Raw genomic sequence first — 18,361 nt, 5'->3', positions numbered from 1 at the left:
AAATTTTTAGACGTAACATACTAATCTAGTATATTTCTTGTTAATTTAGGAGGCAGAAATGGCTAAAGTGAAAGAAAAGCTTAGTCCTGAAATGGTGAATAAAATCGCCATGATGGCTTTGCTGATGATTGGATCCTTTGTGATCATCTTGATGCAGACCTCATTGGGAACGGCTTTGCCCGCTTTGATGACGGCCTTTAACGTGGATAATGCGACCGTTCAATGGTTGACGACTATCTTCTTGATGGTAAACGGAATTATGGTTCCGGTTTCAGCCTACTTGACGACGCGAATCCCAACGAAGTACCTCTACTTGACGGCTTTGGCGGTCTACATCTTTGGAACGGTTTTGGCCTACACGGCCCCAACAAGCGCCTTCTGGTTGATGATGCTCGCCCGTGCTTTCCAAGCAATGGCTGCTGGTATCGTGATGCCATTGATGCAGGTTGTGGCTTTGACGCTCTTTTCCGAAAATTCTCGTGGTAAGGCCATGGGAGCCATCGGTTTGGTTATCGGAATGGCACCCGCCATTGGACCTACGTTGACCGGATGGATTTTGGACGGTAAGCACAACTTCTTCGGCATGACTTGGGGTGGTGACTGGCGTTCAATCTTCGGTATTGTTTTGCCTTTGGCAATTATCGTCTTTGTTCTTTCCATCTTCTTCTTTAAGAACGTATTGGAAACGAAGAAGGTTAGCCTGGACGTACGTTCATTAATCGAATCAACGCTTGGATTTGGAATGTTGCTCTTTGGATTTGCCATGGTTTCCGACCACGGCTGGGGTTCATTCACGTATGTCATCGCGCCAATTATTATCGGTGCCATGATTATCGCCGAATTTACGCGCCACCAATTGCACATGGAAAAACCATTCTTGGATATGCGCGTCTTCATGAACAAGCAGTTCACGATCACCACCACGCTGGTTTCTTTGACTTTCATCGCCATGTTGGGAGTTGAAATGGTTTTGCCAACCTACATGCAAACCGTTCGCGGATTGTCTGCTTTGGATTCTGGTTTGACCCTTCTTCCAGGAGCTTTGATGATGGGATTTGTCTCACCAATCGCTGGTTCTTTCTATGATAAGTACGGGGCAAAGCGTTTGGCCATCTTCGGCTTTGCTTTGGTTACCATGGCTACCTTGCCATACTACTTCTTGACTGAAAGCACACCATCCGCCTACATTACCGTACTGTACATGGTTCGAATGGCTGGTGTTGCCTTCACGATGATGCCATTGACGTCATCTGCCATGGGTGTGTTGTCAAAGGAACAAAGTGCACAGGGAACGGCCGTAAACAACACGGCCCGTCAGATTGCCGCTTCTCTTGGAACGGCCATCTTGGCATCTGTCATGCAATCTGTTGCAAACGACAACATGCCCGCTGCTTCCTTGAAGGAAGCAGATCCTTTGGCCTTCGGTTCAAAGGCGATTTCAGCAACGCTTGATGGGTTCCACACCTCATTCTTGGTTGCAGCATTCTTTGCTTTGGCAGCCTTCATCTTGGCCTTCTTCTTACACAGTGGTAAGGTGAATCCGTCAAACCGAAAGGAGAAATAAATGATTATCTTTCTGTTAGTTCTCTTTGTTATCTTGGCTTTCTTGTCCATGATGTTGATTCAAGACAAAAAGAAGCGTCTGGTTGCGACCTTTGCCTCTTTTGTCATGGTTGCTCTGTCGCTTGTTTTGATTACGGCAAACATGAACAACCATTTCGGAATGAAAGTTCAAGAAAAGACGGATAAGACGCAAATCTATTCCGCTCAAGAAAACACTTATGGCGTCTTGGCTTACCAAAACCTTGGAAAGTCTGGACGAGAAAAGGTTTTCATTTACAAGAAGGCAGCTTCCGATAAAGAAACAACGATTGCTAAGCCTGATTTGAAGACAAAGACCGCCATTGAACACATTGATGGCAACCAAGCCTTCCAGATTACCAAAAAGAAGGTTTACGTTTACGAAAACGGCTTCTACAGCTTCCTCTTTGGCTTGGCTGGTAACAACAACGAAGTGAAGGAAAAGCAGGTGACTTACCAAGTTCCTGCTACTTGGCTGGCCTTGTCAATGGAAGACGGCGCAAAGTTGAAGGCTATCCTTTCACAAATGGCAGGCTCTGAAGACTTTATTTCTTGGATTCAAGGAAATAAGCAAAAGGCACAGGAAAATCCTGACGAAGCCGCTACTGACGCGGTTGCTTACTACCAAAACATTCTTTCAACGAACTGATTTATAGATACAAAAGTAACTATTTTGTAATATAAGTAATAAATTCGTGAAAAAGCGTTGTAACGATTTGGTGGCTGTGTTACACTTAACGTGTAAATTAAGTACTAGATTTTGATTTTGATTTGTTTTTTTCGGGAAGCGTCATACCAAAACATCTTAATTTGTAACAATGTATGGGATGACCCCCAAAGGAGAAACAATCATGGAAAAAGGAACTGTAAAGTGGTTTAACGGCGAAAAGGGATATGGATTTATCACTCGCGAAAACGGTGAAGATGTGTTCGCACACTTCTCAGCTATTCAAGGTGAAGGATTCAAGACTTTGGAAGACGGACAAAACGTTACGTTTGATGTAGAAAACTCAGACCGCGGTTTGCAAGCTGTTAACATCGTAAAGGACTAATTCTTAGTCTTTTAAAAGCCTCGAGGAAAACCTCGAGGCTTTTTTTGTTGCCTTTTTAACCCTTGGTATGCAGAAGAGGGCTTGAATGTTGTATAATAGGCAAGAATCAAATTCATGCATATAAAGGAGCTAGAACATGGCAAAATTAGTTTTGATCCGTCACGGTCAAAGTGAATGGAACGCTTTAAACTTGTTTAACGGTTGGGTGGACACGAAGTTGTCTGACCAAGGAATTGAACAAGCTAAGAAGGCTGGAGAACTTTTGAAGGAAGAAGGCATTGTCTTTGACAAGGCTTACACTTCTGTTTTGACTCGTGCTATCACGACTTTGCACTACGCTTTGGAAGAAGCAGGTCAACTCTACGTGCCTGAAGAAAAGTCATGGCGCTTGAACGAACGTCACTACGGTGCTTTGCAAGGTCAAAACAAGGCTGAAGCAGCTAAGAAGTGGGGAGATGACCAGGTTCACATCTGGCGTCGTTCATATGACGTTTTGCCTCCATTGCTTGAAAACTATGAAGAAGAAGTCGAAGTGCAAGGAAAGACTTACCCTGCCTTTGACGCACGTTACGCAGACGTTCCTTACGGACAATTGCCATTGGGTGAAAACTTGAAGGTAACGTTGGAACGCGTATTGCCTTTCTGGGAAGCTAAGATCAAGCAAGACTTGGAAGCTGGAAAGAACGTGGTAATCGGTGCCCACGGTAACTCACTCCGTGCATTGGTTAAGCACTTGGAAAACATTTCTGACGACGACATCTTGAACGTTGAAATTGCAAACGGACAACCAATCGTTTACGACTTGGCTGCTGACTTGTCAATCAACGACAAGAAGACGTTGAAGTAACAAAAAAGCCTACTAGGGAAATCTAGTAGGCTTTTTTCTTAAACTTTTTTAGAATAGAAATCCCTTAAATTAATTGGTGTTTTCTTCACAAAATTTGTAAAAATGTCTTATTAATAGGGGTAAATTTTAGATTTTATGACGGACCACTTTCTAATAAATACCCTATAAGGTACTTAATAAAGCCGTTTTACCGCATTTCTCAGACAGATTCGGAAATCTGTACCATTATTTAAAGTACTGTTTAAAAAAGTGTAGAAATGTTGTGAAATATCCACAATCTCCCTTGTATTTAGAAAATAGGGGGCGTATTATGGGGGTAACATTTTGAGGTAGTAGAAAGATGTCTTGCGACCTTCAAAATAGAAAACTGCAGAAAGGAGAAAACCGATGGATGAACCGACATCAACCTTTTCGTTGTTGGGTCTGACTTTCACCTGGACAACAGTTGTTTCAACATTGTTAGCAATGTCCATTGTTGTCTTGTTGGCAGTTGGGTTAACGCGAAAAGTTGCCATTCGGCCAAGCAGAGGTCAAAACGTCATTGAATACGTTTTGGACTTTGTACGCGGCATTTTAGGCGATCAGTTACCAGGGAACCTGGCACGGTCGCTGGGCCTCTATGCCTTCACGCTCTTCTTGTTCCTCGTGGTGTCTAACGAGATGGGGCTGTTGCTTCAGGTTAAAACTGGCGCGGGCGTGACCTTAATTAAGTCACCAACGGCCGATCCGTTGATTGCCTTTACGTTGGCTATCATGTCACTCATGATTGCCCACGGGACCGGAGTTAAAGTTCTTGGGTTCGGTGGTTACTTAAAGAACATGTTCTTCAAGCCATACGCTGCCATGTTCCCACTAAACGTTGTGGAACAGATTACGAACTTCTTAACTTTGGCCCTCCGTCTCTTTGGAAACATTTTTGCCGGTGAGCTTATGTTGAACTTACTTGCGGAACTTGCCTTTTCACTGAACGGATTCGGGTGGATTGCGGCTTTGCCACTTGAGATGGCTTGGCAAGCCTTTTCATTATTAATCGGTGGCATCCAGGCTTACGTCTTTGTTATGTTAACCGCGGTCTTTACCGCTCAGTTATCAGGGGAAGAGTAAGCCTACAAAGACTCATGCAGTCGCGGGGGACCGTTATCATCCAACAGTAGATAGAAACTTTTTCGTATCAAAAGGAGAAAGAAAATGGATTTACAGAACTTAGGTGTTATTGCAGCTGGAATCGCCTTTGCCGGAGCCGCTATTGGTGGTGGAATCGGTGTTGGTGTGATGTTCTCACAGTTCTTGGCTGGAATGTCTCGTCAACCTGAATTGGCAGGTAAGCTTTTGTCACGTGCCTTCTTGGGATTGGCCTTGGCCGAAGCTTTGCCAATCATCGTTGTTGGTATGGCCTTCACTTTGATTAACAAGTAAGAACAGTCCACGGGAGGAATAGATGATGCTCCAAACATTATCAATGGAAAAGGCAATGCCACTTGGTGACATGGTCTTTATTATCGTCGCCTTCCTCATCTTAATGGTTGTCTTGAAGCACTTTGCCTGGGGTCCTTTAACAAAGGTCTTGGACGAACGTGCAGATAAGATTAACTCAGACTTGGACGGTGCTGAAAAGAAGAACAAGGATGCTCAAAGCCTCTTTGACCAACGAGAAAAGGAATTGGCTGCTGGTAAAGACCAAGCCAGTCAATTAATTTCCTCTGCGAAGAAGACGGCAAAGGAACAATCCGATTCTTTGATTCAAGCAGCAAACGACCAAGTGGCCGGCATGCGTAAGACCGCACAACAAGATGCGGCAGACATGAAGGTTGAAGCAATGGACACGGCCAAAAAGGACGTGGCGGACTTGTCCGTCAACATTGCCTCCAAGTTAATTCAAAAAGAATTATCTGCAGACGACCAGCGGGCCTTAATCGATGCCTACTTGGCAGAGTTAGGTCAGCAGTAAGGAGGGGATATGGCCAAGAATAAAGCAAAAGTGGTCGAGCTATATGCCAAAGCTTTGCTTTCATATGGCGATGACCAAGGTGTGCTGCCGGACTTATCAAACGACTTAAAGGTTGTTTCTTCAGTCATTGCAGCAGAACCAAAGTTGACCGCATTACTTTCAGCCCAAACGATTAGCGCAAAGGACGAAGACGAGTTGGTTTCGACTTTGACAACTGGCGCTAATCAGGGTGTCGTGAACTTGGCAAAAGTCCTCTTGGCCCACCGCCACTTCGCATACTTCGAAGCGATTGCTACACGTTTTTTTGAACTTTATCAGCAGAGTCAGGGCATTGAAGCCGTGACGATTACTTCTGCAGTTGATGTTGATGATGATCAAAAGAAACGTTTGGAAGAAGCCTTCAAGAAGCAAAGTGGGGCTAAGCAGGTCGAAGCCGTATACCGAGTCGATCCCGATTTGGTAGCCGGTGTGTCCATGAAATCAAAGTCAATCTTGATTGACGGTTCATTGAAGACAAAGATTGCCAAATTAAAGGCAGAGTTACTAGGTTAGTGAGGGAAAATATGGCGATTCAAGCTGAAGAAATTTCTGCTTTAATTAAGCAGCAGCTCGAAAAGTTCGACACGAAGCTGACTGTTGAAGAAATTGGAACCGTTACCTACATTGGAGATGGTGTTGCCCGGGCAACCGGATTAGCAAACGCCTTGTCTGGTGAATTGGTCGCCTTTAACAACGGTGGCTACGGAATGGTCCAAAACTTGGAAGAATCCGAAGTGGGAATCATCATTCTCGGAACTTCTGAAGGCATCCGTGAGGGTGACACAGTTAAGCGCACGGGACACGTTATGGAAGTTCCTGTTGGTGAAGAACTGATTGGGCGTGTCGTCAACGCATTGGGACAACCAATTGACGGTAAGGGCGACATTAAAACGACAAAAACACGGCCGGTTGAAGCCAAGGCACCAGGTGTCATGGCACGTAAGTCGGTCTCAGAACCTGTTCAAACCGGAATCAAGGCTATTGATTCTTTGGTTCCAATCGGACGTGGTCAGCGTGAGTTGATCATCGGTGACCGTAAGACTGGAAAGACGTCAATTGCGGTTGATACGATTTTGAACCAAAAGGACCAAGACATGATTGTCATTTACGTGGCGGTCGGTCAAAAGGATTCAACGGTTCGTGCCCAAGTTGAAACATTGAAGCAAATGGGCGCAATGGATTACACCATCGTGGTCAATGCCGGACCTGCTGAAGCAGCCGCATTGCTCTACTTGGCACCATATGCCGGTGCTGCGATGGGTGAAGAATTCATGTACAACGGAAAGCACGTTTTGCTCGTCTTTGATGATTTGTCAAAGCAAGCAACGGCATACCGTGAGATATCATTGATTCTTCGCCGTCCGCCTGGTCGTGAAGCCTACCCTGGTGACGTCTTCTACTTGCACTCACGTTTGCTTGAACGTGCTGCCAAGTTGTCAGACGACCTCGGTGGTGGTTCGATGACGGCTCTGCCAATCATCGAAACGCAGGGTGGAGACGTTTCCGCTTACATTCCAACGAACGTGATTTCCATTACCGATGGTCAGATCTTCTTGGATTCTGATCAATTCTATGCTGGTGTTCGTCCAGCCATCGATGCCGGAACTTCTGTTTCCCGTGTTGGTGGAGACGCGCAAATCAAGGCGATGAAGAAGGTTTCTGGAACGCTTCGTTTGGACTTGGCTTCCTACCGTGAATTGGAATCATTTGCGCAGTTCGGTTCCGATTTGGATTCCGCAACGCAAGCTAAGTTGAACCGTGGAAAGCGTACGGTCGAAGTTTTGAAGCAACCATTGCACAAGCCAATGGCTGTTCAACACCAAGTCTTCGTGCTCTTCGCTTTGACGCACGGATACTTGGACGATGTGGCTGTCGAAGACATCCAACACTTCCAAGACGAATTCATTTCATACTTGGACTCAAGCCAAAAGGAATTGCTGTCAGAAATCGTGAAGACGAAGAACTTGCCTGATGAAGACAAGATGAATGCAGCAGTGAAGGCCTTCAAGGATAGCTACAGCGGTTCATCAGCTGATCAATAAAAGGAGGCAACATGGCTTCTTTACAAGATATTAAGCGGCGGATTGGATCGACGAAAAAGACTCGGCAGATTACTTCTGCCATGCAAATGGTCTCAACGGCTAAGTTGAGCCAGATCCAACGGTCAACAACCGGCTACCATGAGTACGCCTACCGCATTAAGGCGGTTGTATCGCACTTGATTGAAAACCACGTTTTGGACAATGTGGATTCTAGTCACTTGCCAATGGTCGATGCTCGTCCAGTCAAAAAGACTGGTTTGTTAGTGGTTACTTCTGACCGTGGTCTCGTTGGTTCATATAACGCCAACATCATCAAGAAGACGAACGCCTTGATGAAAGAAAAGAATTTGACGCCAGATAACACGGTTATTTTGGCAATTGGTGGAAATGGCGCGGACTTCTACAAGAAGCGTGGCTTCACCGTTGCCCTGGAACACCGCGGCTTGTCTGATGTGCCAAACTTTAATGAAATTCGCCAAGTCTTAAAGACGGTGATTTCATTGTACGAAGCTGAAGCCTTCGACGCTTTGCACTTGGTTTACAACCACTTCATCAACCGCTTGCAATCGGATCAACAAACGATTCAATTGCTTCCTTTGACAAAAGAGGTTGTTAATCAGGCAAAGATGGACGAAGACAAGGATGAAAAGGAAAAGACTTTTGAAACGAAGTCAGCCTATTACTCAGAACCTGACTCAACAGCCGTTCTGAACGTAGTTTTGCCTCAATACATCCAGTCTTTGGTTTTCGAAGCGGTTTTGGATGCCAAGACTGCTGAGCACGCGGCGTCATCGACGGCGATGTCTTCTGCGACCGATTCGGCGGACGATTTGATTCACCGACTCGACTTGCAGTATAACCGGGCACGTCAGTCACAAATTACGACTGAAATCACCGAAATTACCGGTGGTATGGTCGCTTTGGAATAAGGATTTAATAACGGCGTTGACCGTTTGAGATAGAAAGGAAAGAACATGACTACTGGAAAAGTCGTACAAGTGATCGGACCAGTCGTTGATGTGGCCTTTGGAGAAGATGCTGAAATTCCTGAAATTAACAACGCTTTGTTGGTTGATTTAGGAGAAGGCAAGACTCTTACCGTTGAAGTTTCCATTGCAAAGGGTAACGGCGTTGTCCGTACCATTGCCATGGACGGAACGGATGGCCTCCAACGCGGAATGACCGTTACTGACACTGGTAAGCCAATTGAAGTTCCCGTTGGAGAAGCGACCCTTGGCCGCGTCTTCAACGTCTTGGGTGAACCGGTGGATAACGAAGGTCCAATTGATCAATCAGTTGAACGTCACCCAATCCACCGTGAAGCACCAGAATACGATGACTTGGCTACTTCTAAGGAAATCTTGGAAACTGGAATCAAGGTTATCGACCTTTTGGCTCCATACATTCGTGGTGGAAAGATTGGGTTGTTCGGTGGTGCCGGAGTTGGTAAAACCGTTTTGATTCAAGAATTGATTCACAACATTGCCCAAGGGCACAATGGTATTTCTGTCTTTACTGGAGTCGGGGAGCGTACCCGTGAAGGTAACGACATGTACTATGAAATGAAGGAATCAGGTGTTCTTGCTCAAACTGCCATGGTTTATGGTCAGATGAACGAACCACCAGGTGCCCGTATGCGTGTTGCCTTGACCGGTTTGACGATGGCCGAATCCTTCCGTGATAACGAAGGTAAGGACGTTTTGCTCTTTATCGACAACATTTACCGTTTCACGCAAGCTGGTTCTGAAGTTTCGGCCCTTTTGGGTCGTATTCCTTCAGCCGTTGGATACCAACCAACACTTGCTTCTGAAATGGGTAAGTTGCAGGAGCGTATCACGTCAACCAAGAAGGGTGCCGTTACATCAATTCAGGCCGTTTACGTGCCTGCCGATGATTACACCGACCCCGCTCCGGCCACGACTTTTGCCCACTTGGACGCGACAACCAACTTGGAACGTTCATTGACGCAACAAGGTATCTACCCAGCCGTTGATCCATTGGCATCAACGTCATCTGCTTTGGACGCCGACATTGTTGGACAAGACCACTACGAAGTGGCTACTGAAGTACAACGTACCCTCCAGCGCTACCGTGAATTGCAAGACATCATTGCTATCTTGGGTATGGATGAACTTTCAGACGAAGAAAAGGTGACCGTTAACCGTGCTCGCCGCATTCAATTCTTCTTGTCACAACCATTCTCCGTTGCCGAAACATTTACTGGCGTAAAGGGTGAATACGTACCTGTTTCTGAAACGGTTCGTTCCTTCAAGGAAATTTTGGCAGGTAAGTACGATGACCTTCCAGAAGATGCCTTCCGTAACGTCGGTGCCATCGAACAAGTGGTTGATAAGGCCAAGTCGATGGCCCAATAAGGGGGTAATCCATGGCTGAACAAGAAAAGCAAAATGGTATCACAGTGAAAATTGTGACGCCAGATGGTCAGGTTTTTGATCAAGCTGGCGTTGAGATTGCTGTCATCAATACGCAGGGAGGCCAAATGGGAATCATGGCTGGTCACGAACCAATCATGGCGGCCCTTGCCATCAATGAATTGGTTGTCAAAAAAGACGGCCAAAAGCATTCCTTAGCTGTTAACGGGGGAGTCGCAGAATTCTCCGACAACCTCTTAACGGTGATTGCTGATTCAGCAGAAATCGCTGATGACATTGATGTGGACCGTGCCAAAAGCGCCAAAGAACGTGCGGAAGCGCGTTTGAAGGATGCCCAACAGGTCAAAAACAAGCGTGAGATGGATATGGCGCACGTCGCTTTGATGCGTGCCGTCAACCGAATTCAGGTTGCATCGATTCGTAACCATGCGTAATCAAAGAAAGAGTCAGTTTAGACTGGCTCTTTTTTAATGCTTTTTTATAGCTTTTTTAATTCGGACTTAAACTTTGGATGTGTATGATAGTAGTAAGAGTAATTTGGGATGACTCTCAAGTTACTTCATGTCATAGACAAAGGAGATTATTATGGCAATTAAAAATAAACTACTAGTCGCGTTCGGATTAGCCGGATCAGTGGCTTTGGGGCAAAACGCTGCCTCAGCTGATTCAGTTGACCAATACACGATTAAGGCAGGGGACACCTTGTCAGCCATTGCCAGCCAGTACAAGACCACGGTTGCACAACTGGCAAAGGACAACAACATCGAAAATGTTGATCAGATTTTTGTTGGGAAGCGTTTGGTTATCGGTCAAAAGACATCCCAAGATAAGCCTGCTGAACAAAATGCACCAGCAAAGCAAGAAGCGCAAACTGAAAACACGACTTCTTACACCGTAAAGTCAGGTGACAACTTGTGGACCTTGGCGCAACGCTTCAACACTTCTGTCGCAAACTTGGCTTCATTGAACAACATTCAAAATCCAAACCAACTTTCTGTTGGTCAAATTTTGAAGACATCAGGACAAGCAGCGCCAGCTGCCAATGAAAACCAAGGCGACCAAGCCAGTCAAGCTGACTCACAAGCACAAGCTGATTCAGCTGCTGCAAAGCAAAAGGTGGATGAAGAAGCCGCGGCACAAGCAAAAGCAGCTGCTGATGCTCGTGCAGCGGAACAAGCAAAGGCGCAAGCTGATGCCGATGCTGTTGCTCAGGCTAAGGCACAAGCTGACGCCAATGCTGCTGCTCAAGCAAAGGCACAAGCTGACGCCGACGCTGCTGCTCAAGCTAAGGCACAAGCTGACGCCGACGCTGCTGCTTCAGCACAGAACAACGACCAAGCAGAAAACGATGCTTTGCAAACGTTGATCATGAAGGAATCTTCAGGACGTACGACGGCTCGTAACGGTATCTACTTCGGAATTGGTCAATTGTCACCAGCCTTGCGTGCGCAATACGGAATTTTTGATAGCACGGACTACAATGAACAGCTTCGTGCGATGAAATTGTACATCGCAGACCGCTATGGAACGGCTCAAAATGCCCTGGCATTCCACCTTTCCCATAATTGGTACTAAAAAAATAAATTTTTTTCGATTTTCTGTTGACGGGTGGCGTTAGCCTTGCTACAATAACATATGTTGTTTGATAGAGATATGAAACAACAACTGACCATGGCCCGTTGGTCAAGTGGCTAAGACGCTGCCCTTTCACGGCGGAATCGAGAGTTCGATTCTCTCACGGGCTACTAAAAAGTCGCAAGCATTTATGCTTGCGGCTTTTTTGTTTGCATTTTTATGAAGGAAAAGTAAAAAGCCCCGTGCGGGGCTTTTTTTTACTGCGCTAATTGATTGACAGGCGGATTGAATTGCCGCATGTCTTCAGCGAGGTGAACCAAGTTGGTTACGAAACGATGGGTTGGCGCTGCAACGCCGTTCTTTTCTGCCAGGTCAGCGATCCATCCGTTAATGTAATCCGCCTCCGTTGGACGGTTCTTAACGAAGTCTTGGTACATGGATGGGAAGTGAAGGGGAACGATGTTTCGAGCAACTTCGTCCATTTGAACTAACATTTCTTCACGTGTCTCCAGCAGGGTGATTCCTGCGGCATCAGCGGCGTCGTAAGCTTCGTGGACCATTGGCTTTGCAATGGTATCGATGAATTGATCGTAGGCCAATAGTTCCCCAACACGTGCCTGGAACATGGTTGCGATTGAGTTCTCGACGGCGTTGAAGAATACTTTTGTTAGGAGTGTTCCCATGAAGTTATTTGAGTAGGACGGATTTAAGTTTGCAGCTTGAAAATCAGCCATGACTTCCTTGGTTGCCTCGGTTTTTACACCTGACAAGTTCGAGTAGGCAGATGTTCCAGTGTTTGACGCACCAATGAAGTCAACGTCACCATAATCGTTCAAAATGGTGGCAATCATGGCCGTTCCGCCAATGATTTTGTCCTTTGCAAAGTAGGCTTCCAATTTTTCGATGTGTCCCATCCCGTTCATGGCACCCACGGCCACTTGATCATCATGGAACTTAGGTGCCAAGCGCTTCAACGTATCGGCCATTTGCATCTGCTTCATGAAGAAAATCCAAACATCAGGGTGCTCATCATATTCTTCGGGAGAGTAAACCTTGACGGGCACTTCGTGCTTGTCCTTATGGTCTCGTGACTGATAAACCACGTTTCCTTGCTTTTTAATCTGGTCGATGGAGGCTTTGGTCGGTTCGACAAAGTCAACTTCTTTTCCAGCTACTTCTTGTAGCAACAAGCCGTAGCGAAGCCCCATTGCACCAGCACCAACAACTGCGTATTTCATAGATCTACCTCCGTTTATTAATATTTTCTAATCTGTTTCTAATAATATATCAATTTGAAACGAATTCTGCAAGACTTTGCACAATTCGTTATAATGAAAGAGTTAATAAATTAAGGGATTAAGCCTCATGGAAAAAGAAATCTATTTAACCGGTGACCGTCCAACCGGAAAACTACATATTGGACACTACATTGGTTCATTGAAGAACCGTGTGGCGATGCAAAACGAAGGGGTGTATGACCCTTACATTATGATTGCGGATACGCAAGCCTTTACGGACAACGCCCGTGATCCAGAAAAGATTCAACGCTCACTTGCTGAAGTGGCTTTGGATTACTTGGCCGTTGGAATTGACCCAAGCAAGTCCACGATTTTTGTGCAATCACAAATTCCTGCCTTGGCGGAACTCACGATGTACTACATGAACTTGGTTTCATTGGGTCGTTTGGAACGAAACCCAACGGTGAAGACCGAAATCAAACAAAAGGACTTTGGTGAAAGTATTCCGGCCGGGTTCTTGACTTATCCGGTTTCACAAGCGGCAGATATTACGTTGTTTAAGGCAACAAAGGTGCCGGTTGGAGACGACCAAAAGCCAATGATTGAACAGACCCGTGAATTGGTTCGTTCATTCAACCATGCTTACAACACAGATATCTTGGTTGAACCCGAAGGTGTTTTCCCGCCAAAGGGACAGGGACGCTTGCCTGGAATTGATGGCAATGCCAAGATGTCCAAGTCATTGAACAACGGAATCTACTTGTCAGATGACGCGGAAACGTTGGCTAAGAAGGTCAAGTCCATGTACACGGACCCAACTCACGTGAAGGTCGAAGACCCTGGTCACGTTGAAGGAAACGTTGTGTTCACTTATTTGGATATCTTTGATCCAGATAAGAAGCGTGTTCAAGAATTGAAGGAACACTATCAACGTGGAGGACTTGGTGATATGAAGCTGAAAAAGCACTTGCTTGAAGTGATGGAAGCTGAATTGGCACCAATCCGTGAACGTCGCATGGAATACGCAAAGAACATGGACCAAGTGATGGCAATGTTAGAAGAAGGTTCCAAGAAAGCGAACGCCAAAGCTGAGGAGACCATGGCACAAGTACGTGCGGCAATGGGAATCAACTACTTCGGTTAAGAGTTAACCTCGTGTTCGAAGAGAGAAGAAGGTGTTAAGTTTTTGATTTATCCACTTAAAAAAAGACGATTTTTACCATTTGTATCACTCGTTATATTCTTTATTCTATCCGTTATGCTGCGCTTTAACGCTTCGTCGTTAACAATGTTGGATGCCGTTTTTTCCATTGCTGTTCAAGCGGTAGCGGGAACGAAGTTTGGCGCGTTACTGATTCCGGCTTACGTCCTGAAGAACTTCTGGTTCGTTTGGGTGCTGTCCTTATTGTGGGCGGGTTTCCTACGCGCATTAGGTTATAAGGTCGGCTTCTGGTGGAGTTTGGCCTGCTTGACGATTTTGATTGGAATCACTTGGGGATGGTCGCTATTGACGTTCTTCTACTGGGATGACGGACCGGTCATGCTTCAAATGATGCCATCCGTAGCCATGGTTTCATGGGTCTTCTTGCTGTTCCAAGTTCAGCAGATTTTAGTTGTCCGTTTCCACGTTGCCCGCTGGGTTAAGCGATTGATTGGCTGGTTCTTCGCCTTTATCTTCTTGCTTTGTGCGGCGGCTTCCGTTGTCGAATACGACATGCCGACAACAACCATTATTGGGGCCGTTTTGCTTGGCTACCCGATCTTCCGTCTGTCAGCTTCTTTGTACATTCGCTTGGCAAAACACTGGCAACAATTCTTCGGAGTTGACGGTAAAATTTAGTTATGCTATTCTAAAACCAACAAACAAAGAGGTTGCGACCAAAATCAGTCGCACTGGAGAGTCTCCCCAAGACGAAGACCCAGTGTTAAAGGTGCGGTTGCCGAAAGTCGCGTATCGGGGGATACGCTGCTTGGGACTTCGGGAAATACCCGTTGGACTGTCGTTTTTTAAACGGTGCGCTTTGCTATCATGATTAAGAAATGTGATAACACCTCCTTTTGTTTTGAACAAGAGGAGGCTTTTTGTTTGTAAAAAACAAAAAAGGAGGTTTTGCTATGGCAGAACCAAACGAAATTCAACATCAGCTCAAAACCCGGCACGTCTCGATGATTGCCATGGGTGGTTCCATTGGAACTGGGCTTTTCTTAACTTCTGGGGCTTCCGTGTCCCAGGCCGGACCTTTAGGGGCCATCTTGGCCTACCTCGTCATTGGAATCATGGTCTTCTTCTTGATGACCTCCCTTGGTGAGATGTCGACCTTTGCGCCAACGTCTGGCTCATTTTCTGAATACGGGAACCGTTTCGTGGATCCAGCCTTTGGATTCGCGCTTGGTTGGAACTACTGGTTTAACTGGGCCATCACCTTGGCTGTCGACACCGTAACCGTTGGTTTGGTTGCGCAGTTCTGGTTGCCATCGGTTCCATCTTGGATTTTCTCAGCAACGGCGTTGTCGTTAATCTTCTTGTTGAACCTCTTCTCTGTGAAGACGTTCGGTGAAACGGAGTTCTGGTTGTCCTTCATCAAGGTTGTAACCATCTGTTTCTTCCTCTTCGTCGGAGTATTGGCCATCTTCGGAATCATTCATTCCAACGTGGACGTGCTTCACAACTTGAACGTTGGAAACCACGGCTTGGTTGGTGGAATGGGCGGGTTCTTATCCGTCTTCGTTGTTGCCGGATTCTCATTCCAGGGAACGGAATTGATTGGAATTACGGCTGGTGAAGCCAAGGATCCAAGCCAATCGGTGCCAAAGGCTATTCACTCGGTCTTTTGGCGTATCTTGCTTTTCTACATCGGTGCCATCTTCGTGATTTCAGCCTTGGTTTACTACCAAGACCCACGTTTGATGTCTGCAGCTGACTCAGGAAACGTTTTGATGTCACCGTTCACGATTGTGTTCAAGAATGCGGGAATCGCCTTTGCGGCTTCCTTGATGAACGCGGTTATCTTGACTTCTGTTTTGTCAGCCGCCAACTCAGGAACCTACGCTTCCACACGTACACTTTACTCACTGGCTCGAAAGGGACAAGCACCAAAAATCTTTGGTCGTTTGACTAAGAACGGTGTTCCTTGGGCATCATTGTTGCTCACGATGTCTGTTGGATTGGTTGCCTTCACTTCAGAAATGAAGGGTGGAAACGTGGTCTACGGCTGGTTGGTTTCAGCCTCCGGTTTGACCGGTTTCTTGGCCTGGATGGGTATTGCGGTAGCTCACTTGCGCTTCCGCCGCGCTTACGTGGCCCAGGGGAACTCTGTGGATAACCTGGTCTACAAAGCAAAGTTCTTCCCAGTTGGCCCAATCTTGGCCTTGGCCCTTTGTACCATTGTTGTGCTTTTCCAAGATCCGGATGCCTTTATCCATTTTGACTGGGCAAAAATCGCGGTTACTTACTTATCCGTGCCAATCTTTTTGATTCCGTACTTGGGCTACAAGTTCATTCATAAGACGAAAGTTATTCCACTCGAAGATGTTGATCTCGACGGGCGAGGCGAAAGCCAAGAATAACGGACCATTAAAAAAACCTCCGCTACAGACGTAGCGGAGATTTTTTGTTTTCCCATTTTCTATGGGTTCATCGACGATACCTGCTTATAATACGTTTTGGACGTCAAGACGTAAATCAAGAAGTAAACAAACAGCATCATCAAAATCGTTGAAATCATAATCACGTAAACAGACGATGTCATCGGGATGGCGAAGGCCAGAAGCAACTTTTGAATTATGACCATGGCGAAGGCCAAGTGGATGACCGACACGAGAACCGGCAGTCCGAACAGCCACAAAATCTGTGAGTGGATGGCTTTTCTGATTGTCTCCTTGGACATGCCGACTTTTTGCAAAATCATAAACTGCTTTTTATCGGCCCGTCCTTCAGCCATTTGCTTGTAGTACACCATGAGGCCAGTCACAAAGAAGAAGGAAAGGGAGAACAGGATGCCGATAAAGAAGAAGGCGCCATAGAAAGCGTTCATTACTTTTTGAATCACAGATTTATTTCCGAAATCGTGCCTCGTCGTTCCGACTTCCTTCTCCATATCGCTAAGGAAGGCATCAATGTGATCAAATGACCCTTCCGTATTGAAGTAGTAAGTCGTGGACATCAACGGTTGCTTCTTCTCATCACTAGATGAAAGAATCGACTGAGCTGCCTTTATTGTTTGTTCCTCGGTAGGCATCACCAGCAGCAGGGAAGGGACCAAATCAGGCGAGAGGGTTGGAAGGCCTTGAACCTGCTTCAGGTTCTTTTTTACTCGATACTGATGGTTATCAACCGTCACTTCTTTTTCAGGGATTTGGATGACCGTTCGGTTGTTCGGATCGTTGGTCAAGCAATACAAGATGACCTCGTTTTCCTTTAAAGGCGTCTTGTCCTTGGTTAACTTTTGGTAGTCGGCCAATGTCATGAATTGCACGTGTCGGTCGCCAGATGCATCGCTGTTGGCGCGACGATTACTCTGATGATTCGCATCATCAGACCATGGCAGCAATTGATTTGTTTTAGTCAAATTGGCCAGAGTGGTATTGCTTGCCCGGCTAGTATACCAAGAAGAGGATTTTAAGGAGTTTTTATTGGCGACTTGCTCAATTTTCTGCTGTGACAAAAGACCATCCGATACGGTGAGGACCGTGTCTCTTGGAAACATTTGATTCACAGCGTCGGACTTCCCAAAGAACATGGAAGCCGTTGTCACGGTCACCACTAAGGTCATTGTTGAGAGTAAGGCAATCGAAGCCAGACCGACCGCGTTTTGCTTCATTCGAAAGAGGAGGTTCGAGACCGTCACAAAGTGCTGCGTCTGGTAATAATAAGCGCCGTGCTTTTGTAAGGTTTTCAAAAGTAAGGTCGTCCCGGCCACGAATAGGAAATAAGTGGCAAAGATGATTAACAACGCCGCGATGAAGAAGCGCGTGATGGCTTCAACTGGGCCGGGAACGGTGAGGGATAACCAATAGCCGACAACAAGAGCCAGTAATCCAAGGGTGAAAAGGATCCAACGGTTTTTAGGTGCGGTTGCCGCCTTTTTTTCGGACGTTAACAAATCCAAAGTTGTCGTCTTATAAACGGAGAAAACATCGATAATGGTTAGAATCAAAAAAGCGATGAAAAAGAACAAGACAGTAAAGAGGATGCTGTACCAGTTAAAGCTTAGCTGGAAGGACGTTCCGTGCAGCATCTTGATTAATAGGAGAATCAAGACGCGGGCGAAGACGTAACCTGAAACAAGGCCAAAAAGAATACACAGCACAAAAGAAAACATTTGCTGAAGAAAAGAAATCTGAGCCAAGTCGGACTTTTTAAGCCCCAGTATGCTGTACAAGCCAAATTCCCGTTGCTTACCCTTTTTCAAAAAGGAATAGGTGTAAACCAAGATAATGATCGATAGGATGCCAATAACGACCTGTCCTAATATGAGCATGACCACGACTAAACCGGCCATTTCAAGGTCATGAACGCCCTTGGAAAAGATGAGTAGTTGGATGAGGAAGTTGAAGGCTACCGAAATAACCGCAGCTAACAGAAAAGGAAAGTAGGTTTCCTTGTTTTTGTTGAGAGAATCGAATGCGAGCTTTAAATGAAACATT

The 18,361-nt window shown here is 45.9% G+C and carries 18 protein-coding genes, 1 tRNA gene and 1 riboswitch; of the genes, 17 read left to right on the top strand and 2 right to left on the bottom strand.

Annotated features, from left to right (window positions below):
- Positions 1–58: 58 nt before the first annotated feature.
- From NFX39_RS03290 to NFX39_RS03225, 14 genes are all read left to right on the top strand, one after another.
- A complete protein-coding gene (locus NFX39_RS03290; protein ID WP_252442947.1) occupies positions 59–1,564 on the top strand; it encodes an MDR family MFS transporter in 1,506 nt (501 codons plus the stop codon).
- Positions 1,565–2,230: a DUF4811 domain-containing protein gene (locus NFX39_RS03285; RefSeq protein WP_252442945.1), complete on the top strand. Its 666-nt coding sequence runs from the start codon at positions 1,565–1,567 to the stop codon at positions 2,228–2,230.
- A gap of 202 nt (positions 2,231–2,432) precedes the next feature.
- Positions 2,433–2,633, top strand: a complete 201-nt coding sequence (locus NFX39_RS03280) for a cold-shock protein (protein ID WP_213793171.1) — start codon at positions 2,433–2,435, stop codon at positions 2,631–2,633.
- Between the two features lie 136 nt (positions 2,634–2,769).
- The gene (gpmA, locus tag NFX39_RS03275) at positions 2,770–3,480 is read left to right on the top strand and encodes a 2,3-diphosphoglycerate-dependent phosphoglycerate mutase (RefSeq protein WP_252442943.1); all 711 of its coding nucleotides are present in this window, start codon (positions 2,770–2,772) and stop codon (positions 3,478–3,480) included.
- Between the two features lie 387 nt (positions 3,481–3,867).
- A complete protein-coding gene (gene atpB / locus NFX39_RS03270; RefSeq protein ID WP_252442941.1) occupies positions 3,868–4,584 on the top strand; it encodes a F0F1 ATP synthase subunit A in 717 nt (238 codons plus the stop codon).
- Positions 4,585–4,668: 84 nt separating this feature from the next.
- Positions 4,669–4,896: an ATP synthase F0 subunit C gene (gene atpE, locus NFX39_RS03265; RefSeq protein WP_213808963.1), complete on the top strand. Its 228-nt coding sequence runs from the start codon at positions 4,669–4,671 to the stop codon at positions 4,894–4,896.
- A 25-nt stretch (positions 4,897–4,921) separates the two neighbouring features.
- The gene (atpF, locus tag NFX39_RS03260; RefSeq protein ID WP_252443032.1) at positions 4,922–5,428 is read left to right on the top strand and encodes a F0F1 ATP synthase subunit B; all 507 of its coding nucleotides are present in this window, start codon (positions 4,922–4,924) and stop codon (positions 5,426–5,428) included.
- A 9-nt stretch (positions 5,429–5,437) separates the two neighbouring features.
- A complete protein-coding gene (gene atpH, locus NFX39_RS03255) occupies positions 5,438–5,980 on the top strand; it encodes an ATP synthase F1 subunit delta (protein ID WP_252442939.1) in 543 nt (180 codons plus the stop codon).
- A gap of 11 nt (positions 5,981–5,991) precedes the next feature.
- Positions 5,992–7,509 (top strand): F0F1 ATP synthase subunit alpha, encoded by a 1,518-nt coding sequence (gene atpA / locus NFX39_RS03250; protein ID WP_252442937.1) that lies wholly within the window; start codon positions 5,992–5,994, stop codon positions 7,507–7,509.
- Between the two features lie 11 nt (positions 7,510–7,520).
- On the top strand, positions 7,521–8,438 hold the full coding sequence (locus tag NFX39_RS03245) for a F0F1 ATP synthase subunit gamma (protein WP_252442935.1): 918 nt from the start codon (positions 7,521–7,523) through the stop codon (positions 8,436–8,438).
- Between the two features lie 45 nt (positions 8,439–8,483).
- A complete protein-coding gene (gene atpD / locus NFX39_RS03240; protein WP_252442933.1) occupies positions 8,484–9,884 on the top strand; it encodes a F0F1 ATP synthase subunit beta in 1,401 nt (466 codons plus the stop codon).
- 11 nt (positions 9,885–9,895) lie between these two features.
- The gene (locus tag NFX39_RS03235; RefSeq protein ID WP_252442931.1) at positions 9,896–10,336 is read left to right on the top strand and encodes a F0F1 ATP synthase subunit epsilon; all 441 of its coding nucleotides are present in this window, start codon (positions 9,896–9,898) and stop codon (positions 10,334–10,336) included.
- A gap of 151 nt (positions 10,337–10,487) precedes the next feature.
- The gene (locus tag NFX39_RS03230; protein ID WP_252442929.1) at positions 10,488–11,477 is read left to right on the top strand and encodes an aggregation-promoting factor C-terminal-like domain-containing protein; all 990 of its coding nucleotides are present in this window, start codon (positions 10,488–10,490) and stop codon (positions 11,475–11,477) included.
- A 98-nt stretch (positions 11,478–11,575) separates the two neighbouring features.
- Positions 11,576–11,647, top strand: a tRNA-Glu gene (locus tag NFX39_RS03225).
- Positions 11,648–11,734: 87 nt separating this feature from the next.
- Here the strand turns inward: NFX39_RS03225 and NFX39_RS03220 are convergent.
- Entirely contained in the window at positions 11,735–12,715 is a 981-nt protein-coding gene (locus tag NFX39_RS03220) for a ketopantoate reductase family protein (protein ID WP_252442927.1), read from the bottom strand.
- 127 nt (positions 12,716–12,842) lie between these two features.
- On the opposite strand from NFX39_RS03220, the gene trpS reads away from it, so the two are divergent.
- The 3 genes from trpS to NFX39_RS03205 all read left to right on the top strand — a co-directional run bounded on the left by trpS (position 12,843) and on the right by NFX39_RS03205 (position 16,282).
- Positions 12,843–13,859 carry a tryptophan--tRNA ligase gene (gene trpS, locus NFX39_RS03215; RefSeq protein ID WP_252442925.1) on the top strand — a complete coding sequence of 339 codons (1,017 nt, stop codon included), beginning with the start codon at positions 12,843–12,845 and terminating at the stop codon, positions 13,857–13,859.
- Between the two features lie 114 nt (positions 13,860–13,973).
- On the top strand, positions 13,974–14,555 hold the full coding sequence (locus NFX39_RS03210; protein WP_252442923.1) for a hypothetical protein: 582 nt from the start codon (positions 13,974–13,976) through the stop codon (positions 14,553–14,555).
- Between the two features lie 18 nt (positions 14,556–14,573).
- Positions 14,574–14,745, top strand: a riboswitch (Lysine riboswitch).
- An 85-nt stretch (positions 14,746–14,830) separates the two neighbouring features.
- A complete protein-coding gene (locus NFX39_RS03205) occupies positions 14,831–16,282 on the top strand; it encodes an amino acid permease (RefSeq protein ID WP_252442921.1) in 1,452 nt (483 codons plus the stop codon).
- 59 nt (positions 16,283–16,341) lie between these two features.
- On the opposite strand, the gene NFX39_RS03200 is transcribed toward NFX39_RS03205, so the two are convergent.
- Positions 16,342–18,360, bottom strand: coding sequence for an ABC transporter permease (locus tag NFX39_RS03200; protein WP_252442919.1), 2,019 nt, complete (start codon positions 18,358–18,360; stop codon positions 16,342–16,344).
- Between the last annotated feature and the right edge of the window lies 1 nt (position 18,361).

It is taken from the genome of Fructobacillus apis (genome assembly GCF_023893635.1).
GTDB classification, from domain to species: domain Bacteria; phylum Bacillota; class Bacilli; order Lactobacillales; family Lactobacillaceae; genus Fructobacillus; species Fructobacillus apis.
The sequence above is the reverse complement of the archived record's forward strand: the minus strand, read 5'-3'. Positions and strand labels throughout refer to the sequence as shown.